Source organism: Glycomyces endophyticus (genome assembly GCF_039531525.1).
Taxonomy (GTDB): Bacteria; Actinomycetota; Actinomycetes; order Mycobacteriales; family Micromonosporaceae; genus Glycomyces; species Glycomyces endophyticus.
The window spans coordinates 12,745-35,511 of the sequence record NZ_BAAAQF010000006.1; the positions used below are offsets into that span (position 1 = coordinate 12,745).

The 22,767-nt window shown below is 71.1% G+C and carries 19 protein-coding genes and 1 pseudogene; 6 read left to right on the forward strand and 14 right to left on the reverse strand.

Translation table 11 applies throughout. The features are described 5' to 3' along the window. Window positions 1-10: 10 nt before the first annotated feature. The 6 genes from dxr to ABD419_RS10150 all read right to left on the reverse strand — a co-directional run bounded on the left by dxr (window position 11) and on the right by ABD419_RS10150 (window position 7,762). Window positions 11-1,195 (reverse strand): 1-deoxy-D-xylulose-5-phosphate reductoisomerase, encoded by a 1,185-nt coding sequence (dxr, locus tag ABD419_RS10125; protein ID WP_344486109.1) that lies wholly within the window; start codon window positions 1,193-1,195, stop codon window positions 11-13. A gap of 47 nt (window positions 1,196-1,242) precedes the next feature. Continuing rightward, on the reverse strand, window positions 1,243-2,088 hold the full coding sequence (gene purU, locus ABD419_RS10130; protein ID WP_344485418.1) for a formyltetrahydrofolate deformylase: 846 nt from the start codon (window positions 2,086-2,088) through the stop codon (window positions 1,243-1,245). A gap of 57 nt (window positions 2,089-2,145) precedes the next feature. Further along, entirely contained in the window at window positions 2,146-3,459 is a 1,314-nt protein-coding gene (locus tag ABD419_RS10135) for an ABC transporter substrate-binding protein (RefSeq protein ID WP_344485421.1), read from the reverse strand. 43 nt (window positions 3,460-3,502) lie between these two features. After that, window positions 3,503-4,399: a carbohydrate ABC transporter permease gene (locus tag ABD419_RS10140; protein WP_425555990.1), complete on the reverse strand. Its 897-nt coding sequence runs from the start codon at window positions 4,397-4,399 to the stop codon at window positions 3,503-3,505. Then, complete coding sequence (locus tag ABD419_RS10145; RefSeq protein WP_344485424.1) at window positions 4,383-5,384, reverse strand: carbohydrate ABC transporter permease; 1,002 nt, start codon at window positions 5,382-5,384, stop codon at window positions 4,383-4,385. Before ABD419_RS10145 ends, ABD419_RS10140 begins: the two co-directional genes overlap by 17 nt. Before the next feature lie 215 nt (window positions 5,385-5,599). After that, a complete protein-coding gene (locus ABD419_RS10150) occupies window positions 5,600-7,762 on the reverse strand; it encodes an MMPL family transporter (protein ID WP_344485427.1) in 2,163 nt (720 codons plus the stop codon). Window positions 7,763-7,930: 168 nt separating this feature from the next. Between ABD419_RS10150 and ABD419_RS10155 the strand changes: the two genes are divergently transcribed. Then, on the forward strand, window positions 7,931-8,692 hold the full coding sequence (locus ABD419_RS10155; protein ID WP_344485430.1) for a TetR/AcrR family transcriptional regulator: 762 nt from the start codon (window positions 7,931-7,933) through the stop codon (window positions 8,690-8,692). Window positions 8,693-8,736: 44 nt separating this feature from the next. On the opposite strand, the gene ABD419_RS10160 is transcribed toward ABD419_RS10155, so the two are convergent. Continuing rightward, entirely contained in the window at window positions 8,737-10,305 is a 1,569-nt protein-coding gene (locus tag ABD419_RS10160) for a Rieske 2Fe-2S domain-containing protein (RefSeq protein WP_344486115.1), read from the reverse strand. A gap of 129 nt (window positions 10,306-10,434) precedes the next feature. Between ABD419_RS10160 and ABD419_RS10165 the strand changes: the two genes are divergently transcribed. After that, window positions 10,435-10,653: a DUF2631 domain-containing protein gene (locus tag ABD419_RS10165; protein WP_344485433.1), complete on the forward strand. Its 219-nt coding sequence runs from the start codon at window positions 10,435-10,437 to the stop codon at window positions 10,651-10,653. 57 nt (window positions 10,654-10,710) lie between these two features. Here ABD419_RS10165 and ABD419_RS10170 read toward each other — a convergent pair whose 3' ends face one another. The 7 genes from ABD419_RS10170 to rpsB all read right to left on the reverse strand — a co-directional run bounded on the left by ABD419_RS10170 (window position 10,711) and on the right by rpsB (window position 18,207). Beyond that, window positions 10,711-12,768 carry a DivIVA domain-containing protein gene (locus ABD419_RS10170; RefSeq protein ID WP_344485436.1) on the reverse strand — a complete coding sequence of 686 codons (2,058 nt, stop codon included), beginning with the start codon at window positions 12,766-12,768 and terminating at the stop codon, window positions 10,711-10,713. Window positions 12,769-12,788: 20 nt separating this feature from the next. Beyond that, a complete protein-coding gene (rlmN, locus tag ABD419_RS10175; RefSeq protein WP_344485438.1) occupies window positions 12,789-13,934 on the reverse strand; it encodes a dual-specificity RNA methyltransferase RlmN in 1,146 nt (381 codons plus the stop codon). A gap of 100 nt (window positions 13,935-14,034) precedes the next feature. Further along, window positions 14,035-14,970, reverse strand: coding sequence for a phosphatidate cytidylyltransferase (locus ABD419_RS10180; RefSeq protein ID WP_344485440.1), 936 nt, complete (start codon window positions 14,968-14,970; stop codon window positions 14,035-14,037). Further along, on the reverse strand, window positions 14,970-15,527 hold the full coding sequence (gene frr, locus ABD419_RS10185) for a ribosome recycling factor (RefSeq protein ID WP_344485442.1): 558 nt from the start codon (window positions 15,525-15,527) through the stop codon (window positions 14,970-14,972). The genes ABD419_RS10180 and frr overlap by 1 nt, the downstream gene beginning before the upstream one ends. Window positions 15,528-15,634: 107 nt before the next feature. Further along, entirely contained in the window at window positions 15,635-16,360 is a 726-nt protein-coding gene (gene pyrH / locus ABD419_RS10190; protein WP_091044080.1) for a UMP kinase, read from the reverse strand. Window positions 16,361-16,523: 163 nt separating this feature from the next. After that, window positions 16,524-17,336, reverse strand: coding sequence for a translation elongation factor Ts (gene tsf / locus ABD419_RS10195; RefSeq protein WP_344485445.1), 813 nt, complete (start codon window positions 17,334-17,336; stop codon window positions 16,524-16,526). A 31-nt stretch (window positions 17,337-17,367) separates the two neighbouring features. Continuing rightward, window positions 17,368-18,207: a 30S ribosomal protein S2 gene (rpsB, locus tag ABD419_RS10200; RefSeq protein WP_344485447.1), complete on the reverse strand. Its 840-nt coding sequence runs from the start codon at window positions 18,205-18,207 to the stop codon at window positions 17,368-17,370. Window positions 18,208-18,640: 433 nt separating this feature from the next. Between rpsB and ABD419_RS10205 the strand changes: the two genes are divergently transcribed. From ABD419_RS10205 to dprA, 4 genes and pseudogenes are all read left to right on the forward strand, one after another. After that, window positions 18,641-19,243 carry a peptidoglycan DD-metalloendopeptidase family protein gene (locus ABD419_RS10205; protein WP_344485449.1) on the forward strand — a complete coding sequence of 201 codons (603 nt, stop codon included), beginning with the start codon at window positions 18,641-18,643 and terminating at the stop codon, window positions 19,241-19,243. Beyond that, window positions 19,240-19,638, forward strand: a pseudogene (locus ABD419_RS10210) (YraN family protein); the annotation flags it as partial. The gene ABD419_RS10205 and the pseudogene ABD419_RS10210, both read left to right, overlap by 4 nt. Then, complete coding sequence (locus ABD419_RS10215; protein ID WP_425556010.1) at window positions 19,637-21,196, forward strand: YifB family Mg chelatase-like AAA ATPase; 1,560 nt, start codon at window positions 19,637-19,639, stop codon at window positions 21,194-21,196. The pseudogene ABD419_RS10210 and the gene ABD419_RS10215, both read left to right, overlap by 2 nt. Before the next feature lie 214 nt (window positions 21,197-21,410). Then, a complete protein-coding gene (dprA, locus tag ABD419_RS10220) occupies window positions 21,411-22,574 on the forward strand; it encodes a DNA-processing protein DprA (protein WP_344485454.1) in 1,164 nt (387 codons plus the stop codon). Window positions 22,575-22,767: the final 193 nt, after the last annotated feature.

The following is a 22,767-nucleotide window of genomic DNA, read 5'->3' on the forward strand; positions in this document are numbered from 1 at the left end:
CGGTCTCCTTCTAACGCTCGGACGCTGCCAAGACTAGCTTCCGGGCGCTCGACCGCGCCCACTTCTCCGCTTCGAGTACGTCTGCGACACTGGCGGGTCGGCCGAACTCCGGGGCGGCCGCGAGGACGGCCTCGACGGTGTCGACGATGCCGGGGAAGCGGAGCCGCCCGTCGCGGAACGCGGCGACGGCCTCTTCGTTGGCGGCGTTGTAGACCGCGGGGAGGAGGCCCCCCGCGCGGCCGGCGTCCTTGGCGAGCGCGACGGCGGGGAACGCGGCCTCGTCGAGCGGTTCGAAGTGCCAGTCGGCGGCCTGCGTCCAGTCGACGGGGCGGGCGGCGCCGGGGAGGCGGTCGGGCCAGGCGAGGGCGTGGCCGATGGGCAGGCGCATGTCGGGCGGGGAGGCCTGGGCGATGGTGGAGCCGTCGGTGAACTCGACCATGGAGTGGACCACCGACTGGGGGTGGACGACGACCTCGATGTCGTCGTAGCCGATGCCGAACAGCTCGTGGGCCTCGATGACCTCGAGGGCCTTGTTGACCATGGTCGCGGAGTTGATGGTGACGACCGGGCCCATGGCCCAGGTGGGGTGGGCGAGGGCCTGCTCGACGGTGACGTTCGCGAGCTCGTCGCGGGTGCGGCCGCGGAAGGGCCCGCCGGAGGCGGTGAGGACGAGCTTGGCGACGCGTTCGGGGGCGCCCGAGCGCAGGCACTGGGCGAGCGCGGAGTGCTCGGAGTCGACGGGCACGAGCTGGCCGGGGGCCGCGGCCTCCCGCACGAGCGGGCCGCCGGCGACGAGGGACTCCTTGTTGGCGAGGGCGACCTGGCGTCCGGCCCGCAGGGCCGCGAGGGTCGGGGCGAGGCCGATGGAGCCGGTGATGCCGTTGAGGACCGTGTGGGCCTGCCAGGCGGCGATCTCGGTCATGGCGTTGGGCCCGGCGATGAGCTTCGGCATGCGGAAGCCCCCGCTGTCCCATTCGCGCTCCTTCGCGGCGGCGAAGAGGCGCAGTTGGACGGCTTCGAGCGCGGTGGCGTCGGCCACGGCGACGGCCTCGACGCCGAGTTCGACGGCCTGCTCGGCGAGGAGGGCCGGGTTGGCCCCGCCCGCGCCGATCGCGGTCACTCGGAAGCGGTCGGGGTCGGCGCGGACGATGTCGACGGCCTGGGTGCCGATGGAGCCGGTGGACCCCAGGAGCACGATCTCGCGTTGCTCTGCTTTCTCGACTGTCACGCGGCCATTATCCGCTAGCGGAAGACGACGGTCGAGTGGCCGTTCAGGAGAATCCTCTGATCGAGGTGGGCGGCGAGGCCGCGGGCGAGGCAGGTGGACTCGAGGTCGCGGCCGGCGGAGACGAAGTCCTCGGGGCTCATCGCGTGGTCGACGCGGGCGACCTCCTGGTCGATGATGGGGCCCTCGTCGAGGTCGGAGGTGACGTAGTGGCAGGTCGCGCCGATGAGCTTGACGCCGCGGGCGTGGGCCTGGTGGTAGGGCTTGGCGCCCTTGAAGCTGGGCAGGAACGAGTGGTGGATGTTGATGATCCGGCCGGGGAGCTTGGCGCAGAACTCGGGCGAGAGGATCTGCATGTAGCGGGCGAGGACGACGACGTCGATCTGCTCGGCCTCGATGAGGTCGAGGACCTGCTGCTCCTGGGTGGCCTTGCCGGCGGGGCCGACGGCCAGGTGGTGGAAGGGGACGCCGGAGGAGGCGGCGAGGTCGGCCCAGTCGGGGTGGTTGGAGACGACGGCGGCGGCCTCGCCGTGGAGGGCGCCGATGCGGAAGCGGTAGAGCAGGTCGTTCAGGCAGTGGCCCTGCTTGGAGGCCATGATGAGGACGCGGGGCTTGACGGCGCGGTCGTGGAGCTGCCAGTCCATGTCGAACTCGCGGGCGATCTCGGCGAAGCCGACGGCCAGTTCGTCGCGGGTGTGCGCGGTGGTGAACTCGACGCGCATGAAGAAGCGTCCGGAGCCGTGCTCGGAGAACTGCTGCGAGTCCTCGATGTTCGCGTCGCGGCGGGTGAGGAAGCCCGAGACGGCGTACACGATGCCGAGGCGGTCGGGGCACGAGACGGTGAGCACGAACTGGCTGGCCATCGGACCAATGATACGCGTGAGGGGACGGGCCGCGGCCCGTCCCCTCACGCTGGTGCGCTACGCCGCGCCGATGGCGGTGTTGGCCTGCTCGATGAAGGCCGCGGTCGTCTCCTCGACCGTGGTGTCGTCGAAGATCAGGGTCTCGAAGACGCCGAGCATGATGTCGGCGACGCCGCCGGAGCCGATCGGGGGCACCGGCGGGGCGTCGGCCAGCGTGGGCGTGATGGCCGCGATGTAGTCCGCGCCGAGCTTCTGGTCGGCGGGGAGCTGCGGCAGGATGCGCTCGCGCTGGGCGGTGTTGGACGGGAGGCCCCGGTCGCCGAGCATGAGGTCGAGGGACTCGTCGCTGTTGAGCAGGAAGTCCACGAGCTTGCCGGCGGCGGCCTTGTCGGAGACCGTGCGGGAGACCGACCAGTACATGGCCGACTTCAGGTAGAGGCCGGGCTGGGCGCCGGTGGACTCGCCGGGGACGCGGAGGAGGACCAGGTCGGAGCCGAGCACCGACTGGATCGCGCCGATCTGGTTGGTCCAGTAGAACTCGGTGACGCCGGTGCCGGTGGCGAGGGGCGCCTGGTCCTGGCCGGCGGCGAAGGCCTCGACGATCTGGCTGGCCGCGGGGATGGCCCCGGCGTCGCGCAGGTCGATGACCATCTGCCACCACTCGTTCATGGTGGCCTCGGTGAAGCCGAGCTTGCCGTCGTCGGTGTAGAGGCTCTCGCCCTTCTGGCGGGCGAAGACGTTGAACAGCGACTCGTTGCTGAAGGAGATCGCGGAGTTGCCGATCGCGTCGCCCTGGTTGGACAGGTCGGTGACGAACTGCGCGTAGTCCGCCCAGGACCAGGCGGTGTCGTCGGGGAGGGTCAGGCCCGCGGCTTCGACGAGGGCCGGGTTGACCAGCAGCGCGAAGGAGTTGACGCCCGTCGGGATGCCGTAGGTCTTGCCGTCGAACTGCCCGGTCTTGATGGTGCCGTCCTCGATGTTCGACAGGTCGATGTCGAGCTCTTCGAGCGGCAGGAGGGCGTTCTTGTCCGCGTAGTCGCGCAGGTAGCGCTCGTCCTGCTGGAGGACGTCCGGCGCGTTGTTGCCCGAGACGGAGACGTTGAGGGCGTCCCAGTAGGCGTCGAACTCGTTGGGGCTGGGCTTGATCGTGACGCCCTCGTTCTTGGCGAGGAAGGCGTCGATGATCTGCTGGGTGTACTCGTGGCGGGGGTCGGAGCCCCACCACCAGAAGTCCAGCTCGCCGTCGCCTTCGTCGCCGCCGCCGCCGCTGTCGTTGCCGCAGGCCGCGAGGAGGGGCGAGGCCGCTGCGCCGAGGAGGCCGGCTTTGGCGAGCGTCCTCCGCGAGACGCCCGAGGGGTTGGATGACTGCATGAGTTCGTCCTTTCAGGACTATGAGAGGTCGGTATGCCGGATGTTACTTGATGCCGGTCGTGGCGATTCCCCGGACGAGGTACCGCTGGCCGGCGAGGAAGAACCCGAAGATCGGGCCCAGGGCGACGATCGACATCGCGAACAGCGCCCCCCAGTTGGTCGTACCGGTGGAGTCCATGAACAGGCGCAGTGCCAGGGGCACGGTCTGGAGGTCCACGTCGCGCAGGTAGATCAGCTGGGAGTAGAAGTCGTTCCACGTCCAGATGAACGTGAAGATGGCGGTCGTCGCGAGCGCGGGCATGCACAGCGGCATGATGATCCGCAGGTAGGTGCCCCAGTAGCCGCAGCCGTCGATCGAGGCGGCCTCGTCCAGCTCGCGCGGCAGGCCGCGGATGAACTGGACCATGAGGAACACGAAGAACGCGTCCGTGGCGAGGAGTTTGGGGACGATGAGCGGCCAGAAGGTGTCGACCCAGCCGAGGTTGTTGAACAGGATGTACTGCGGAATGATCACGACGTGGATCGGCAGCATGATGGTGCCGAGCATCACGGCGAAGAGCATGCCGCGCATGGGGAACCGGAGCCGGGCGAAGGCGTAGGCGGCCATCGAGCAGGACACCAGGTTGCCGACGATGGAGCCGGCCACGATGAGCATCGAGTTCCAGATGTACTTCTCGAACGGGTGCGGCAGGGCGTTCCAGCCCTCCGCGTAGTTGCTCCACTCCCAGGTCGAGGGGATGAGCCCGGGGTCGGCGAAGATCTCGTCGATCGGCTTGAAGCTGGCCGAGAGCATCCACAGCAGCGGGTAGATCATGACCATCGCCGAGACGGTCAGGAGCAGGTGGAAGACGAAGCGCTTCAGGCCGGTCGCGGCGCCGCGCTCGGCGCGGCGGCGGGTCGGGGCCGGGGCCGGTGCGCCGGTCTCAGTCATTGTCGCCATAGAACACCCAGAATTTCGACATGAGGAAGTTGAGCGCGGTGAAGATCGCGATGATGGCCAGCAGGAGCCAGGCGATGGCCGAGGCGTAACCCATGTCGAACTGGGTGAAGCCCTGGTCGTAGAGGTACAGCGTCAGGAACATGGTCGAGTCGGCCGGGCCGCCCTTGCCGCTGGAGATGATGAACGCCTGGGTGAACGACTGGAACGAGTTGATGATCTGGAGCACCAGGTTGAAGAAGATGATCGGGGTCAGGAGCGGGATCGTCACGCTCCAGAACCGGCGCATCGGCCCGGCGCCGTCCACTTTGGCGGCCTCGTAGTACATGGTCGGGATCTGCCGCAGGCCCGCGAGGAAGATGATCATCGGGGAGCCGAACGTCCACACGTGCAGGACGATCAGGGTCCCGAGGGCGTAGTCGGGGTGGGAGACCCAGCCCTCGCCCTGGATGCCGAAGAGCGCGAGCACCTGGTTGACCAGGCCCTCGGTCCCGAAGATCTGGCGCCACATGATGGCGATCGCCACCGAGCCGCCGAGCAGCGAGGGCAGGTAGAACACCGAGCGGTAGAACGCCATGCCGCGCAGGCCGCGGTCGAGGACGATCGCGAGGAGGAGCGCGGCCGCGAGCTGGAGCGGGACCGAGACGAAGGTGTAGACCGCGGTGACCTTGACGGCGTTCGCGAGCCGGGAGTCGTCGAGCATCCGGGCGTAGTTCTCGCCGCCGACCCATTCGCCGTAGCCGAGGCTGTAGTCGGTGAACGAGAGGTAGAACGAGGCGACCATGGGCCCGATCGTGATGGCCAGCAGGCCGATGATCCACGGCGACATGAAGCTGAGGGCCGCCCACCGCTCTCGGTTGCGGATCGTCCCGCGGCCCTTGCGCGGGGCCGGTTCGGGGCGCTGCGCGGGTGCGGGAGCAGCCGGCCCGGGCGGTGGGCCCGAGCTGCGCTGCTTCGGGCGCACCACAGCGACATCGTTGTCGGTCATAGGGTATTGGGACCTTTCGGAGGGGGTTGGCTCCTAGATCACATCAATCTATGCAACCGCTTGCCTAAAGTCAATGGCTCAACTTAAATTCTTGGATATTGTTCGACCCGCGGCCTGCGGGCCGGGACGAATCGGACGTCAGTCCATCTGGGTCACTCCGGCAACGCGAGCGGGCCCGCCCGGAGCGATCCGGACGGGCCCTGGTTCCCCGGTGGTCAGGCGTTGACGGGCGTGCGGTCCTCCGCCGGCGCGGCGGCGTCGTCGGACTCCTTGATCCCGTACTTGGCGTAGAGGCGGCCCAGCGGGCCGGGGACCCACCAGTTGGCGCGGCCCAGGAGGCGCATCGTCGCGGGGACGAGGAGCATCCGGACCACGGTGGCGTCCAGGAGGATCGCCACGGCCATACCGAGGCCGATCATCTTCATGAACGTGATGCCGCCGAAGGCGAACGCGCCGACAACGACGATGAGGATCGCGGCCGCGGCGGTGATGATCGAGCCGGTGGCCTGCATCCCGCGCATGACCGCGGTGCGGTTGTCGGCGCCGAGGTCCCACTCCTCGCGGACCCGCGAGAGCAGGAAGACCTCGTAGTCCGTGGAGAGGGCGAACAGCAGCACCACCATGAGCAGCAGGTTCGACGGCATCAGGTAGCCCGAGGGCGTGAAGTCGAGGACGCCGGAGAGGTGGCCCTCCTGGAAGATCCAGACCACGACGCCGATGGCGGCGGCGAGCGAGACCAGGTTCATCAGGACCGCCTTGATCGGCAGCACGATCGAGCCGAACGCCAGGAACAGCACGATCACGGTGACGGCGACGATGTAGCCGACCATGAGCGGCAGGCCGTCCTCGATGGCGCCGAACATGTCGACGAGGTCGGAGGCGCCGCCGGTGACGTACAGGTCGCCGTCGATCGCGCGGGCGTCCTCGATGAGGGCGCGGGCCTCCTCGCTGAACGGGTCGGCCTCGTAGGCGACCTGGAGCAGCGTGGCGTCCGCGGTCTGCCCCGTCGGGGTCACGCCGGTGACGAGGTCGAGGCCGTCGAGCTCCTCGGCGACCGCGGCGCCCGCGGCGGCGTCGCCCATGACCATGACGTCGAAGCTCTCGGCGTCGCCGCCGGGGAAGTCGGCGGCGATGGTCTCGGTGACCACGCGCGACTCGGCGTCGGCGGGCATGTCGCGCTCGTCGGTGCCGCCCAGCGCGATGTCGACGACGGGGCTGGCGAGGAGCGCCATGAACGCGAGGACCGGCAGCAGGACGAGCACGGGGCGGCGCATGACCCCGGCGGCGAGGCCGTGCCAGAAGCCCTGCTCGGGGTCGGCCGGGCCGCGGTCGCGGCGGCGGCCGAAGATCCGGCCCTTGTCGACGCGGTCGCCGAGCAGGTAGAGCGCGGCGGGCAGGACCACCAGGGCCGCCAGCATGGCCACGGCGACGGCGGACATGACGCCGAACGCGATGCCGTGCAGGAACGGCACGTCGACGAAGAGGAGGCCGACCATCGAGAGCACGATGATGAGGCCCGAGACCATGACGGTGCGCCCGGCGGTGGCGACGGTGGTGAGGACCGCGGCGCGCTTGCCGCGGCCGTGGGCCATCTCCTCGCGGAACCTGCGCAGCACGAACAGGGCGTAGTCGATGGACATGCCCAGGCCGATGATGGTGATGACGTTGGCCGCGAACACCGAGACGTCGGTGAACTCGGTGATGACGCGGGTGATGGTGAAGCCGCCGAGGATGGAGAGGCCCCCGACGAGCAGCGGCAGGGAGGCGGCGACGAGCGCGCCGAACACGATGATCATGATGACCAGCAGGAGCGGCATCGAGATGAGCTCGGCGATCTCCAGGTCGTGCTGGACCTGCGTGTTGATGTCGTGGAAGATGGCGGCCGGTCCGCCGAGGGACACGTCGAGCCCGTCGGTGTCGCCGGCGTCGCGCAGGTCGTCCTGGATCGACTCGTAGACGCCCGCGAGGGCCTCGTCGGAGACGCCGCCGCCGAGGGAGACGGCCGCGAAGGTGGCGCCGCGGTCGTCGGAGACGAACGACTCGGCCCCGGTGTCGTAGTAGGTGGTCACGGTGCCGACCTCGTCGATGTCGGCGATCTCCGCCGCGGCGCTCGCCACGGCGGCTTCGAACGCGGGGTCGTCGACGGTGAGGGTGTCGGACTCGTAGAGGACGATCACGTCCGCGCCGGTGTTGCCGAACTCGTCCTCGATGGCCGCGGCGTCGGTGACCGAGGGGGCCTCACCGGAGACGAAGCCGCCGTCGGTGAACTCGTCGAAGACGCCGAGGCCCCAGGTCGCGCCGATGGCGAAGACCGCGAGCACGCCGGCCATGATCAACCAGCGGGTCTTGATGACCGCGCGGCCTAGCAGGGAATACATGGATTTCTCCTCTGGGTGTTCTGCGGAGAGGGAGGCGGTGACCGCTGGTGCCGGGGCTCCGGACGGCGGTACGATGTAACCGTCGATCATTTAGCTAACGCCGTTCACTCTAATGAACGCCCCTCATAGAGTCAACGCCGTTAACTAAGTTGTAAGAGAAGGAGAGCAGTGACTTCCAACACCGCGGGTGGCCCGACCCGTCGCGAGCGAATGCGCGCCGAGACCATCGCCGAGATCAAGGCGAGCGCCCGGAGGCAGCTCCAGGAGCACGGTCCGAGCGGGATCTCCCTCCGCGCGATCGCCCGGGAGGTGGGAGTCACCCCGGCGGCCCTGTACCGCTACTTCGACAGCCTCGACGCGCTCCTGCACGCCACCTGCGTCGACCTCTACGACGAACTTATCGCCGACACGGTCGCGGCCATGGACGCCCATCCGGAGGACGCGCACCTCGAACGGATGAAGTCGTGGATCTGGGCCTTCCGGGCCTGGGCGGTGGGGCACCGGCGCGAGTTCGAGCTCATGATCTCCTTCCCCGACGGCAAGGCCGCCATGCTCATCGACGGCGAGCAGCTCGAGCGCGACCCCGACCTGCTCTCGCGCAAGGCCCTGGAGCACTCGCAGCTGTGCGGGCGGGAGATGGCCGCGTTCTACCGCAAGGCCGAGCGCGGCGAGATCGAGGCGAACCGGCCCGCTGAGCTGCCGGCGATGTCGGAGGGGCTCAAGGCGGAGCTGATGGAGAAGTGCTCGGCGTTCATCGTCGGCGAGGACATGCCGCTGGCCTGGGTGTTCTCGTTCACCTCGGGGTGGGTGCGGGTGTTCGGCCTGGTCGTCATGGAGGCGTTCGGCAGCCTGCCGGTGAGCGAGAACGTCGACGAGTTCTACAAGACCCAGGTCTTGTCGATGATGCACGACTTCGGGATCGAGGGGTAGCGCGAAGGGCCCGGACGCGGCGCGTCCAGGCCCTCGACGACGGGTCAGGAGGCCGCCGGGGCCTCGTCGGCCGGGCACGAGCGGATGTCGTGGCCCACCGAGGTCATGCACTTGCCGGACTTCAGGTTCCACTTCCAGCCGTGCATCTGGCAGGTGAGCACGCCCTCCTCGATCTTCCCGAACACCGACAGGTCGGCCTTCAGGTGCGGGCAGCGGCGCTGGAACTGCCAGCCGTTCACGACGATGTCCTCGTCGTCGGGGCGCTGCTCGGCGTACCAGCCCTCGGCGTACTGGAGGCGCTCCTCCGAGAGGCACTTGAAGAACGCGTACACGTACTCGTTGTACTGCCCGATGCGCGCGGCGGTGAACCGGCACGACAGGAACAGCGAGTTCACCCAGTCGACCTCGCGGATGTGCAGCAGGTGCTCGATGAGGCGCCGCTCGGTGCGGAACCGGTAGCGGACCTTGCCGCCGTCGTCGTGGTGGATCTTCCGCTCCAGGAAGTCGAACACGATCGACTCCACGACCTCCTCGGATTCCGGCGCGGTCAGGTCGAACCGGACCGGACCGCCGATGCCCGTGGCGATGTGCTCGGCGGACTCCATGAGCGGCTCGATGCGCTCGCGCAGCGTCTCCAGGACGTCGATCTCCGGGTGCGACCAGGAGGCCTTCTCCGCGGCGATGCGCGGCTGCATGCGCTCCTTGAACTCGTCGAGGTGCTGCTTCTTGTTCTTGAACCACTCTCGGATGTCGTCCACCGGGTGCTCCACCGAGCCCGAGCCGTCGGCGAAGACCTCGGCGACCGAGCCGGGCAGCAGGATGATGTTCTTGTCGTGCCCCTGCCGCTCCAGCCACTCGACGTACGTCATCTGGTCGGGGAAGATGTTCCCCTCGTCCTCGAACACGTCGTTGAACTGGTACAGCGCGTCGTCCAGGAAGCACGGCGGGCCGGCGATCGGGAAGACCCAGTCGCCCGCGACGTCGTCGATGTACCGCAGCGAGCGGTCGAACCCGCGCTCGCGCTTCTGCTTCCCGAAGGCGCGCTTGGCGTTGTCGGGCAGCTCGTACACCATCGGGAACCAGATCGCGCCCGAGAACTGGAGCAGGTGCGCGTGGATCTTCCCGTGCTGCAGGAACACGCTCATGTCGGTCGGCCGGGCGTCGTTCTGGTTGAGCATCCGCGTGCCGTCGGCGTCCTCGACCCACAGGGAGGAGTCGCCGATCGGGCCGTCCGTGGGGCTCGTGAGCGCCTGGATCATGACCTTGACGCCGCCGGGGAGCTCCACGATCTCCTCGGACACGGTCTTGATGAACTTGTGGAAGCCCAGGGCCCGCAGCTCCGACTCCAGTTCGGAGGTCGGGTACTCCGGCAGCAGGACGGTCGTGTCCTTGCTGATGTGCTTGGTGAGGTTCTCCTCGTCGAAGTGGTCCCGGTGCAGGTGCGAGACGTACAGGTAGTCGGCCCGCCCGAGCGCGTCCCAGTCGAGCCGGGAGTTGTCGGGGAAGGGGAACCACGACGCGAAGTAGGCGGGGTTCACCCAGGGGTCGCACAGGATCGAACCCGCGGCGGTCTCGATGAACATGCTTGCGTGGCCGGTACCGGTGATGCGCACGGTTACCCTTCCGGACATGGGGACGACGACGCCTCAACTCTACAAGTCACAGCTCGGGCGGGGCCGGGACGCCGATCCATGTGGCGTGGGAGACTGTGCGGGATCAAACGAACGGTTGGAGGACCCAGCATGGCTGCCGAAGAGCAGATTCTCTCGCCCGATCAGCGCAAGCCCACCAGCCGCAAGGCCCTCTACTCGGCGCTGACCGTCGCGATCGTCATCAACCTGGCGTACCTGTTCGGCAACCACCAGGGATGGGTCGAGGACGCGTTCATCCTCATCACCGTCGCGGTTCTCCTGGCCGTCATCGTCACCGACGCCTGGATGGTCAAGGCCGGCCTGCGCTAGCCCGAGCATCGAAAGAGGGGCGGGACCGCGATGCGGTCCCGCCCCTCTCGCGTCGTCTCAGTGCATCATGCCGCGGCGCGCGAACATCTCGCGCACCTCGCGGAGCGCGGAGTCCACTTCGGCCTCGAAGTAGCCGCCCTGCACGAGCGAGAACTGGCTCGTGTCGAGCTCGCGGTCCGACAGCGGCACCGGGTTGCGCCCGGTCATCGCTGCCGAGACGGCGTCGAACATCTGGTCCACCTGGCTCGGGTCGTACCCGGAGCCGAAGCGGCGCGGCTGGAAGGCGCGGCGCAGCTGCTCGAGGCGCTGCACGTCGTCGGGCGTGAACGGGGAGTCCGACGCCCGCATCTCCGTGGTCATCTCCTCGCGGCCGTGCCGCCCGGGGGCCTCGAACGCGCCGCGGCCCTCGTACGGGTTGCGGCGGCCGAAGTCCGGCGGCGTCGCCGCACCGCGCGGCCCGGGGGCGGGCGGTCCGCCGTGGCCGCCGAAACCGCCGGTCGGGTCCTGCCCGGGAGGCGGTCCCGCGGGCGCGCCGAAGCCGCCCGTGGGCTCGTGCTGCGGTCCGCCGCCGTGGCCGCCGAAACCGCCGGTCGGCTCGTGCGGGCCGCGGTCGAACCCGCCCTGCATGGGCGGGCTCGGGACGCCGCCGCGGCGGCCGTACCCGGTGTCCTCCTGCTGCGGCGGGCCGCCGAAGCCGCCCTGCGTGCCGTAGTCGCGCCCGCGCTGGGCCCCGTAGGGCTCCGGCTGCTGCGGCTCGGGACGGCCCATCGGGCCCTGGCCCATGCCGGAGACGAGGTGCTGCGGGATCGCCTGGGTCGGCGCCGCGGGCGGCATCGGCTCGGGCTCGGGCTGGCCGTAGCGGTCGGCCCGCGGGATCGAGCCGGTCTGGTGCGGCGGCTGCCCCATCGGGCTCTGCTGCATCGGTGACTGGTGCGGCGCCGCGCGGCGGCTGCCGGTGTCGCCGAACTCGTCGTCGTAGGCCGCGCCGAACCCGGGGGCCGGCGGCGGCTCGGGGGCGCCGCGGCGCGGGCCCTGGCCGTAGACGCCCGGCTGGTCGGCGGGGCCGAAGCCGCCGCGGCGCGGGTCGGACTGGAGCGGGAGCTGCTCGGTGGCGCCGTGCGGCACGGGGCCGGCCTGCGGCCCGTCGTGCATGGGCCCTCCGGCGCGGGGTCCCGCCTGCGGGGGCGGCCCGAAGTCGCCGCGCACCGGCTCGGGTCCGCGCTGGCCGCCGTAGACGCCGGGGTCGGGGGCGCCGCCGCGCGGGCCGTAGCCGTTGGCGCCGTTCGCGCCGCGCTGCGGGGCGAACTCGTCGCGCCCGAAGTCGCCCTGGCCGGGGCCGAAGTCGTCGCGGGGGCCGAACTGGTCCTGCGGGGGGCCGCCGAACTGGTCCTGGGGCGGACCGAAGTCGTCGCGCCCGCCGAAGTCGTCACGGGGCCCGAAGTCATCGCGGGGGCCGCCGCGGCCGAAGTCCTGCTGGCCGCCGCGGGGGCCGCCGAAGTCCTGGCCGCCACCGCCGCCGCGCTTGGCGAACGGGTCGTCGTAGTCGTCGCCGGGCGGGCCGGCGAGGAAGCCGAAGCCCTCGTCGTCGTCGCCGCGGAGGTCGCCGAAGCCCTCGTTGTCCTGCGGCGCGGCCGCCCGGGGGGCGGGTCCGCGGCCGCGGCCGACCGGCTCGGGGGCCGGCGGCGGGGGCGCCATCTCGCGGGCGGCCATCATCTCCTGCGCGGGGATGACCTGGGTCGCCTGCACCTCGGGGGCGCGGCGGGAGCCGGGCCCCTGCTGCATCGGCGGCTCGTCGAAGCCGCGGCCGCCGTGCGGGGCCGAGGCGGACTCGGGCTTGCCGTAGTCGGGAGCGGGGGCGGTGCCGAGAACGCCGCGCTCCTCCAGTTCGGCGAGCTGACGCGCGACCCGGTCGAGGTAGACGTCGACCTGCCACTCGTCGTAGCCGCCGAAGCGCACCCTGAAGACGACGTCGTCGACCTCGTCCGCCGAGACGGGGCTGCCCACCGGCTCGCCGGCGAGCGTCGCCTCGACGCGGTCCAGGAACGCGTCGACCTCGTCGACCTTGTAGCCCCGGCTCAACGCCCGGCGCCGGAACCGGTCACCATGACTCGCCACTACCAAGCCACCCTTTCCGCCTACTCCGCGGCGCCGGAGGCGCCGGGCTTCGCACCGGCGCGGCCGGGCGTACCGGCCTCCCGGACCGAAGCGGCCAGCTGCCCGCAAGCGCCGTCGATCTCTTGGCCGCGCGTATCGCGCACCGTCGTGGACACGCCCGCATCGCGGAGGCGCCGCACGAACTCCGCCTCAACCGGCTTGGGACTCGCGTCCCACCGGCTCCCCGGCGTGGGGTTCAAGGGAATCAGGTTGACGTGGACCAGCTTGCCCTTCAAGAGCTTTCCGAGCAGGTCGGCCCGCCACGGCTGGTCGTTCACGTCCCTGATCATCGCGTACTCGATCGAGACGCGACGTTTCGTCACCCGAGCGTACTCCCAGGCCGCGTCGAGGACCTCGGCGACCTTCCAGCGGGTGTTGATGGGGACGAGCTCGTCGCGCAGCTCGTCGTCGGGCGCGTGGAGGGAGACGGCCAGCCGCACCGGCAGGCCCTCCTCCGCGAGCTTCTTGATGGTGGGGACCAGGCCGACCGTGGAGACGGTGACGTTCCGGGCCGAGATCCCGATGCCGTCGGGCACGGGCTTGGTGATGAGGTGCAGCGCGGACTTGAGCCGGGCCCAGTTCGCGAGCGGCTCGCCCATGCCCATGAACACGATGTTCGACAGGCGCCCGAGGCCGCGCTCCTCGGCGAGCCGCGCGGCGTTGACCACCTGGTCGACGATCTCGGCGGTCGTGAGGTTGCGGTCGAGGCCGCCCTGGCCGGTGGCGCAGAACGGGCAGGCCATGCCGCACCCGGCCTGCGACGACACGCAGGCGGTCACCCGGTCGGGGTAGGCCATGATGACCGACTCGACCAGCGCGCCGTCGTACAGGCGCCACACGGCCTTCACGGTCCGCCCGTCGTCGCACGAGTCGACGCGGATCGGCTGGAGGAGCCGCGGGAGCAGCGCCTCGCCGATGGCCTCGCGCGCGGCGGCGGGGAGGTCGGTCATCTGGGACGCGTCGCCGACGTGGCGGCCGAAGTACTGCTGTCGCAGCTGCTTGGCGCGGAAGGCGGGCTGCCCGATCTCGGAGAGGACGGACTGGCACCCGGCCAGGTCGAGGTCGGCGAGGTGCCGTGGCGCGGCCTTGCGAGGGCGCGGTTCGGTCAACGTGAGTGCTACAGACATGTCACGACCTAGTCTCGCATGACAGGCCCGCGGCCCGCCAACCCCGGATCGTCGAATTCACCCCGGGCCCTCCTTCAACGGATACACCAATCAGGACACATCACCCGAGCAGGTACCGGAACCACACATAGGCCACCGGGGCCACCATGAGGATCGAGTCGAGCCGGTCCATCACGCCGCCGTGACCGGGGATGAGATTGCTCATGTCCTTGATGCCGAGGTCCCGCTTCAGCAGCGAGACGGACAGGTCCCCCAACGTAGCGGCCAGGGCCACGCACACGCCGAACGCCACGCCCAGCGGGAAGGACACGCCGAAGAACGCCCAGAGGGTGATCGAGGCGCCGAGGGCCGCGGCCACGACGGAGCCGGCCAGGCCCTCCCAGGACTTCTTGGGGCTGATGCGCGGCGTCATCTGGTGGCGGCCGAACAGGACGCCGGCGGCGTAGCCCCCGGTGTCGGACATGACGACGGCGAACAGGTAGATGAGGACCTGCGCGGCGGCGCCGTCGATGAGGCGGGCCTCGCCGGCGTCGGAGGTGGCGAGCAGCATCACGAACCCGGCCAGGAACGGGACCTGGATGAGCACGAGCGTCGCCGCGGAGATGTCGGTGCGGTAGCCGGTGGCGCCGTCGGAGAGCCGCCACACGTACAGCGCGGCGACGGAGACGGCGGTGCCGAGGAGGAGGCCGGTGGCCCCGCCGAACCAGGCGAGGACCACGATGAGGACCCCGGCGGCCGCGAGCGGGATCACCGGGACGTTCTTGCCGCCCTTGCACATCGCGTTGCCGGTCTCCCAGCAGGCGACGGCGACGGCGACCACGGCGAGGACGAGGAACGCCAGCGGCTGGACCACGACCGAGGCGATGACGATCGCGGAGATGCCCAGGCCGACGCCGATCGCGACCGGGAGGTTGCGGCCGGCCTTGGGCCTGGTGCGGCCTTCAGCCTCGGCCTCGGCGGTGTCGGGCCCGTGCCCGGGCCCGTCCGGCGACGGGTGGGGGCGTCGGCCGGGCGCACCGTCGGGAATCGTGCTCATCAGATCTCGAGCAGCTCGGACTCTTTGGCGCTGACGAGGTCGTCCACCTGGCCGGTGAAGCGGCCGGTGAGGTCGTCGAGCTCCTTCTCGCCGGAGCGGCCCTCGTCCTCGGAGACCTCGCCGTCCTTGACGAACTTGCCGATCTCGTCCTTGGCCTTGCGGCGGACGTTGCGGATGGCGATCTTGGCGTCCTCGCCCTTGGTGCGGACGACCTTGATCATCTCGCGGCGGCGCTCCTCGGTCATCGCGGGGAGGTTCAGGCGCAGCTGGGTGCCCTCGTTCGACGGGTTCACGCCGAGGTTCGAGTTGCGGATCGCGTCTTCGATGTCCTTCATCTGGGAGGCGTCGAAGGGCTTGACGATCACCATGCGGGGCTCGGGGATCGCGATGGACGCCACCTGCGGGATCGGGGTGGGGGCGCCGTAGTACTCGACGGTGATCCGGTTGAACATGGCGGAGGAGGCGCGGCCGGTGCGGACCGCGGCGAACTCCTCCTTGGCGTGCTCGATGGCGCGCTCCATCTTCTCCTCGGCTTCGAGGAGGGTGTCGTCAATCACGGCAATCTCACATTCTCTCGCGGCCTGACAGCACTTCTGACCGTACCGTCCCGCCGTCGGTCCTCGGTGGCGCGGACGTCCCCATCGTCGGGGTCCGTCCCGCCGGGTCAGTCCTCGGCGGCGTGGATGAGGGTCCCGATCTGCTCGCCGATGACGGCGCGGCGCAGGTTCCCCTCGTCGTCGGCGCCGAAGACGCGCATCGGCAGGGCGTTGTCCTTGCAGAGGCTGAAGGCGGCCTGGTCCACGACCATGAGCTCGCGCTTGAGGGCCTCGTCGAAGGTGATGTCGTCGAGGCGCTGCGCGTCGGGGTCGGTCTTGGGGTCGGCGGTGTAGACCGCGTCGACGCCGTTCTTGGAGACGAGGACCTCCTGCGCGCCGATCTCGAGGGCGCGCTGGGCGGCGACGGTGTCGGTGGAGAAGTACGGCATGCCGGCGCCGGCGCCGAAGATGACGACGCGGCCCTTCTCCAGGTGGCGGATGGCGCGCAGCGGCAGGTACGCCTCGGCGACCTGCGCCATGGCGATCGCGGTCTGGACGCGCGTGTCGACGCCCTCCTTCTCCAGGAAGTCCTGGAGGGCGAGGCAGTTCATGACGGTGCCGAGCATGCCCATGTAGTCGGCGCGGGCGCGCTCCATGCCGCGGCGCTGGAGTTCGGCGCCCCGGAAGAAGTTGCCGCCGCCGACGACCACGGCCACCTGGACGCCCTCGGCGACGCCCGCGGCGATCTGCCTGGCGACGCCTTGGACGACGTCGGGGTCGACGCCGACGGAACCGCCCCCGAAGGACTCGCCGGACAGCTTCAGCACGACCCGGCGGAACGTGGCTTGACTCATGGCACTCCCTGCTCTGACTTTCCCTCGGCGGGCCCGGCCCCGTTGCGCGGTCTGCCGCCTCGGGCTCCGGTCGCCGGACATGGAACGAGGCGGCGGCCTGCGCCGCCGCCCCTTCCCGTGCTTACGGCTGGAGCCAGTGTAGTCCGCGTCCGCGGACCGCTCGCTACTCCTGGCCGACTTCGAAGCGGATGAAGCCCGTGACCTCGGTGCCGGACTCGGCGAGCACCTGGCGCACGGTCTTCTTGTTGTCGAGGACCGAGGTCTGGTCGAGGAGGACGAAGTCGCGGAAGTAGGCCCCGACCTTGCCTTCGACGATCTTGTCCCAGGCGCGCTCGGGCTTGCCCTCTTCCTTGGCGGTCTCGAGTGCGACGCGCTTCTCGGTCTCGATGATGTCGGCCGGGACCTCGTCGTTGCTGAGGTACTTCGGACGCATCGCGGCGGCCTGCATGCCGGCCTGGCGGGCGGCCTCGGCGTCACCGGTGTACGAGACGAGGATGCCGACGGCCGGCGGGAGGTCGGCGGCCTTGCGGTGCATGTACACCGAGACCTCGCCCTCCAGCGAGCCGACGCGGCCCAGGGCGAGCTTCTCGCCCAGCTTGACCGACTCCTCGGAGATGACCTCGGCGATGGTCTTGCCGTCGAGCTCGGACTGCTCGAAGGCCGGGCCGTCGACGGGGCGGACCTCGTCGGCGCGCTCCACCAGGGTCTGCGCGAGCTCGATGAACGCGCCGTTCTTGGCGACGAAGTCGGTCTCGCACAGCAGCTCGAGGATGGTGTTCCCGGACTGGGCGACCAGGCCCTGGGCGGTGGTGCGCTCGGCGCGCTTGCCCACGTCCTTGGCGCCCTTGATGCGCAGCGCCTCGAGGGCGGTGTCGTAGTCGCCGTCAGCCGCTTCGAGGGCCTTCTTGACGTCCATCATCCCGGAGCCCGTGGCTTCCCGGAGCTTCTTGACGTCAGCCATCGTGAAGTTGGCCATTGCTCCCCTTCTTACTTCTCGTGAGGTCCGATTACTCGGCGGAGGTCTGCTCGGTCGCCTCGGCGGCGGGGGCCTCGGCCGCGGGGGCCTCTGCGGCCGGCGCCTCGGCGGGCTTGTCCTCGACGAGGAGCTCCTTCTCCCACTCGGCGAGCGGCTCGCCCTCGGCCTTCTCGCCGCCCTGGCCGCCGGAGCGGGCCAGGAGGCCCTCGGCCGCGCCGTCGGCGATGACCTTGGTCAGCAGGGCGACGGAGCGGATCGCGTCGTCGTTGCCGGGGATCGGGAAGTCGACCTCGTCGGGGTCGCAGTTGGTGTCGAGGATCGCGACGACGGGGATGCCGAGCTTGCGGGCCTCGTCGACGGCGATGTGCTCCTTCTTGGTGTCCACGATCCAGATCGCGGCCGGGGTCTTCTCCATGTCGCGGAGGCCGCCGAGCGTGCGCTCGAGCTTGTCCTTCTCGCGCATGAGCTGGAGCATTTCCTTCTTGGTGCGGTTGGCCGCACCGTTGGCCTCGATGATCTCGAGTTCCTTGAGGCGCATGAGGCGCTTCTGGATGGTCTGGAAGTTCGTGAGCATGCCGCCGAGCCAGCGGTGGTTCACGAAGGGCATCCCGACGCGCTGGGCCTGCTCGGCGACGGCCTCCTGGGCCTGCTTCTTGGTGCCGACGAACAGGACGGCGCCGCCCTCGGCGACGACGTTCTTGACGAAGTCGTGGGCCTTGGCCGCGTAGTCGACCGTCTGGCGCAGGTCGATGACGTAGATGCCGTTGCGGTCGGTGAGAATGAACCGCTTCATCTTCGGGTTCCAGCGACGGGTCTGGTGACCGAAGTGCACACCGCTCTCGAGGAGCTGGCGCATGGTGACAACCGACACGGTTGTGTTCCTTTCGTTCCCTGGTTCGTTCGCGGGAGGCGCCCGAAGTCCGGGCGTCCCGCGCCTGGCACCCGTCTCCGGCGATCCGCAACCGGGAAGGACCCGGACCTGGGAGATCGCGAGGGCCGGACCGCACCCACCGCAGGGCTCGGACACCGAGCCGGCAATGGAGGTCTGGCCGCGACGAGTGCGCGAAGTCGGTCCGGCGCACAGTGGTGCCGTACCGCTTTGATCAGTGTACTTGGACCCGCGCGACCGCCGTCGAGGCGGTGGACCGCAGTGACCGAGGCGATGCGCCGCCCGGCCCCGCGAACGGGCGCCACCGCGGAAACCCCGCACGGCGCCACCGCAGGCGGAAAGCCGCTCACAAGGTTATCCACAGGCTGAAAAGATTTTTCTGGGCGATACCGGCCGCCTGATCCAACCTTGAGTCATGCATCAGCTACGCAGGGCGACGACCCTCGGCCTCGTCATTACCGTGATCCTCACCGCCACCGCACTCGCCCGCGCCGCCCCCGCCTCCGCGCAGGACCGGGGCCACGCGGCCGCCGGACCGTGGCGGCCTCCGACCGGCGCGCTCGACCTGCGCACCGCCTTCGACCCGCCGCCCCTCCCGTGGCTGCCCGGCCACCGCGGGGTCGACCTCGGCGCCGCTGACGCCCAGACCGTGACGGCCGTCGGCGCCGGCACGGTCATGTTCGCCGGCGACCTCGCCGGCCGCGGTGTGGTGAGCATCGCCCACCCGAACGGCCTCCGCACCACCTACGAACCGGTCGCGCCGATGGTCGATGCAGGCGAGACCGTCACGGCGGGCCAACCGGTCGGCACCCTGCAGGCGGGCCACGCCTCCTGCCCGGGCGCGGTCTGCCTCCACCTCGGCCTCAAGCGCGGTCCGCTCTACCTCGACCCGATGCTGCTCTTCGGATCCGGGAAGGTCCGGCTCCTCCCCCGCCCCGGCCGCGCGGCGGCCGCACCGCTGCTCTCCGCCTCACCGCTCCGCTCGGCCGCACCGCAGTGCTCGGGCGGCGCGTCATGAACCTCTCGCGAACACTCGGATCGGCACCGCCCGCACCCGCCGGAACCGATCTCCGCCGGCTCACCCCGCACCAGCTGGGCCGCCTCGGCGAGCGCCTCGCCGCGGCGCACCTCCAGCGGCATCGGATGCAGATCCTGGACCGCAACTGGCGCCACCGCACCGGCGAGCTCGACCTCGTGGCCCGCAGCGCCGACACCGTCGTGGTCTGCGAGGTGAAGACCCGCCGCTCCGACCGGTTCGGCGGCCCGCTCGGGGCCGTAGACGGCGAGAAGGTCCACCGCGTCGAACGCCTCGCCCGCGCCTGGCTGCGCGAGCACTGCCGCCCCGACCAGCCGTGGCGCGTGGACCGGCTGGCCCTGACAGTCGCCGGCACCGCGCATCTGGCACTCGAGCATCGCCGAGGAGCACGCCGTGGGTTACGCACGCACCAACACCGTCTGCATGGTCGGGGCCTCGGCCGTCGCGGTCACCGTGGAGGCGTCGGTCTTCAAGTCCTCCTCCAAGGGCGCCGACACCGTCCGCATGTCGGGCCTGCCCGACAACGTCGTCAACCAGGCCCAGACCCGGGTCCGCTCGGCGATGGCGAACTCCGCGCTCCGCTTCCCCGACAAGTCGATCTCGGTCAACTTCGCGCCAGCGTCGGTCCCGACGACCGGCTCGGCGGCGGACCTCGCGCTCGCGGTCACGATCATGTGCGCCGACGACCTGCTGCCGACAGAGCGCCTCGCCGACGCGGTGCTGCTGGCGGAGCTGGGCCTCGACGGGAGCCTGCGCGCGGTCCCGGGCACACTCCCGGCGCTCATGGAGGCCCGCCGGAGCGGCCTGCGCACCGCGATCGTCGCCCCCGAGAACGCGGCCGAGGCCGCGATGGTCGCGGACCTGACGATCCTCGCCCCGCGCGACCTCGCCACGCTCGTCGCCTGGGTCTTCGGCCAGACGCCGCTCGACCCGGTCCCCCGCCCGCCCGCGGGCGAACCGCCGCGCCTCCCGGACCTCGCCGACGTCCGCGGGCAGCCGCTCGCCAGGCGCGCCTTGGAGATCGCGGCGGCGGGAGGCCACCACATGCTGATGATCGGCCCGCCGGGCGCGGGCAAGACGATGCTCGCCGAGCGCCTCCCGTCGATCCTGCCGCCGCTCTCGGACGCGGAGGCGGTCGAGGTGACCTCGCTGCACTCGCTGCGCGGCAGGCTCACCGGGGGCGCGGCCGCGCTCCTGCACCACGCGCCGTTCGAGGCGCCGCACCACTCGATCACGATGCAGGCGCTCGTGGGCGGCGGCAACGGCAGCGTGGGCCCGGGGTCGCTGGCGCTCGCGCACCGGGGCGTGCTGTTCATCGACGAGGCCCCGGAGTGGCCGCGGTCGGTCCTGGACTCGCTGCGCCAGCCGCTGGAGTGCGGCGAGGTCCGCATCCGCCGGGCGAACACCTCGATCAGCTACCCCGCCAAGGTGACGCTGGTCCTGGCCGCGAACCCGTGCCCGTGCGCGCCGAACCGGCCCGCGGACTGCACCTGCCCGCCGCTGAAGCGCCGGGGCTACCTCACCCGCATCTCGCGGCCGCTCATGGACCGGATCGACCTGCGGGTCCACCTGCCGCCGGTGCCGCCCTCGGCGATCCTGACCGACCTCTCCGAGGCCGAGCCGTCGGGGTCGGTGGCGAAGCGGGTCCTGCGGGCGCGGGAGGCGGCGGTGTCCCGCTGGTCGGAGTCGGGCGAGTCGTGGGGCGTGAACAGCGAGGTGCCGGGGCCGGCCTTGCGCTCGGCCCGGTGGCGGCTGCCGCCGCCGGTGCGCAAACCCGTCGACGACCTGCTGCTGAAGGAGCGCATCACGGCCCGCGGCTACGACCGGGTCCTCAAGCTGGCGTGGACGATCGCGGACCTCCGCGAGCACGGCAGCCCCACCGCCGACGACGTGGCCGAGGCCGGCGGCCTGCGACTCGGCTACCCGCTCAGATGAACCGCGGCGTGAGGACCGGCCCGGCCGTCGGCGAGGCCTGCGAGGCGGTCGCGCGAGCGGCGCGTCTTGACCGGCGGCGCGGACCGCCGCACATGGCCGGGACCCGACCGCCCGGACCCGACCGCCGGGACCGGCGAGGCGCTTCCGGGGCGGCCCGGAAGCAGAGGCACTACCCGACCGCGGACCGCGGTCGGCGAACTGGAACGGAGGACCGGTGACCAACCTGCCGAACGACGCGCGACGAGCGCTGATGCTGCTGTCCGAACTGGTGGAGCCGGGTGACGCCGAGCTCGACGACCTCCTGGACGAGGCCGAGCCGATCGAGGCGGTCAAGCGGATCTGGGAGGGCGACGTGCCTGACCGCCTGCGCCGCTTGACCGGCGCCGCGGTCTCGTGCACGCCCGACCCGGCGGACCGGGCGGAGCAGATCGCCGCGGTGACCGAGGCCTGCGGCGCGCGGGTCCTCGCCCCAGGGGACCCCGACTGGCCGGGGCAGCTCAACGACCTCCACCTGGTGTGCGACGCCGACGAACCGCACGTGCGACCGCCCCGGTGCCTGTGGGTCAGAGGGCGGCACGACCTCGCGGAGCTGTGCGCCACCTCGGTCTCGATCGTCGGCTCGCGGGCCGCCAGCGAGTACGGCCAGCACCTGGCCGACGACCTCGCGGCCGACCTGACCGCCGCGGGCTGGACCATCGTGTCGGGCGGCGCGCTCGGCATCGACCGCGCGGCCCATCTCGGCTCGCTCGCGCGGGGCGGCGCGACGGTCGCGGTGCTGGCCTGCGGTGTGGAGCTGCCGTATCCCAAGGCGAACCACTCGATGTTCAACCTGATCGCCGAGCAGGGGATGCTCCTCAGCGAGTGGCCGCCGGGCTCCTCGGCGATGAAGCACCGCTTCCTGACCCGGAACCGGGTGATCGCGGCGCTCACGGCGGGCACGGTGGTCGTCGAGGCGGCCGACCGCTCGGGGGCGCGGAACACGGCCCGCTACGCGGCCGAGCTGGGCCGGGTCCTGATGTTCACGCCGGGGCCGGTGACCTCGTCGCAGTCGATCGGCGTGCACCGGTTGGCGAGGGAGCCCTGGGAGGCGCGCCTGGTGACCAGCGCCGAGGAGGTGGTCGAGGACCTGACCGGCATCGGCGGCCCCCTCGCGACACCGCCTCCGGCCCAGCGCCGCCCGATCGACCGCCTCACCGAGATCGAGGCCCGCCTCGTCGAGTCCCTCCCCCGCGGCTACGTAGTGGAGACGGCCCGCCTCGCGGCGGTCGCCGGCCTCCCCACCGAGGTCGCGGCCGAGACCCTCGAGCGCCTCCAGCGGATGCGCTGGGTCGACCGCATAGACAACCGCTGGCGCCTCGCGAGAGGCTCGCAGCCCTGATCCGAACGAGGCAGGCGGCCTCAATCACAGACGCACCGCCCGACTGAACCGCACTGGTGAAGCAGCACCGTGACAGACGCCCACCGCGGAAGGAGGCCCCGCACTGAACCGAATCCGAGCTCCGCCCGAACACGGGCCCCGCGCCTCACCGACCCCCGGCACCCAGCCGGGCCGAACCCGGGCGCTCTGAGCG

What these genes read in the sequence shown, in the direction of transcription:
- purU (WP_344485418.1), bottom strand. Translation starts at nt 2,088, where the DNA reads ATGGCCAGCCAGTTCGTGCTCACCGTCTCGTGCCCCGACCGCCTCGGC.
- ABD419_RS10135 (WP_344485421.1), bottom strand. Translation starts at nt 3,459, where the DNA reads ATGCAGTCATCCAACCCCTCGGGCGTCTCGCGGAGGACGCTCGCCAAA.
- ABD419_RS10140 (WP_425555990.1), bottom strand. Translation starts at nt 4,399, where the DNA reads ATGGCGACAATGACTGAGACCGGCGCACCGGCCCCGGCCCCGACCCGC.
- ABD419_RS10145 (WP_344485424.1), bottom strand. Translation starts at nt 5,384, where the DNA reads ATGACCGACAACGATGTCGCTGTGGTGCGCCCGAAGCAGCGCAGCTCG.
- ABD419_RS10150 (WP_344485427.1), bottom strand. Translation starts at nt 7,762, where the DNA reads ATGTATTCCCTGCTAGGCCGCGCGGTCATCAAGACCCGCTGGTTGATC.
- ABD419_RS10165 (WP_344485433.1), top strand. Translation starts at nt 10,435, where the DNA reads ATGGCTGCCGAAGAGCAGATTCTCTCGCCCGATCAGCGCAAGCCCACC.
- rlmN (WP_344485438.1), bottom strand. Translation starts at nt 13,934, where the DNA reads ATGTCTGTAGCACTCACGTTGACCGAACCGCGCCCTCGCAAGGCCGCG.
- ABD419_RS10180 (WP_344485440.1), bottom strand. Translation starts at nt 14,970, where the DNA reads ATGAGCACGATTCCCGACGGTGCGCCCGGCCGACGCCCCCACCCGTCG.
- pyrH (WP_091044080.1), bottom strand. Translation starts at nt 16,360, where the DNA reads ATGAGTCAAGCCACGTTCCGCCGGGTCGTGCTGAAGCTGTCCGGCGAG.
- tsf (WP_344485445.1), bottom strand. Translation starts at nt 17,336, where the DNA reads ATGGCCAACTTCACGATGGCTGACGTCAAGAAGCTCCGGGAAGCCACG.
- ABD419_RS10205 (WP_344485449.1), top strand. Translation starts at nt 18,641, where the DNA reads ATGCATCAGCTACGCAGGGCGACGACCCTCGGCCTCGTCATTACCGTG.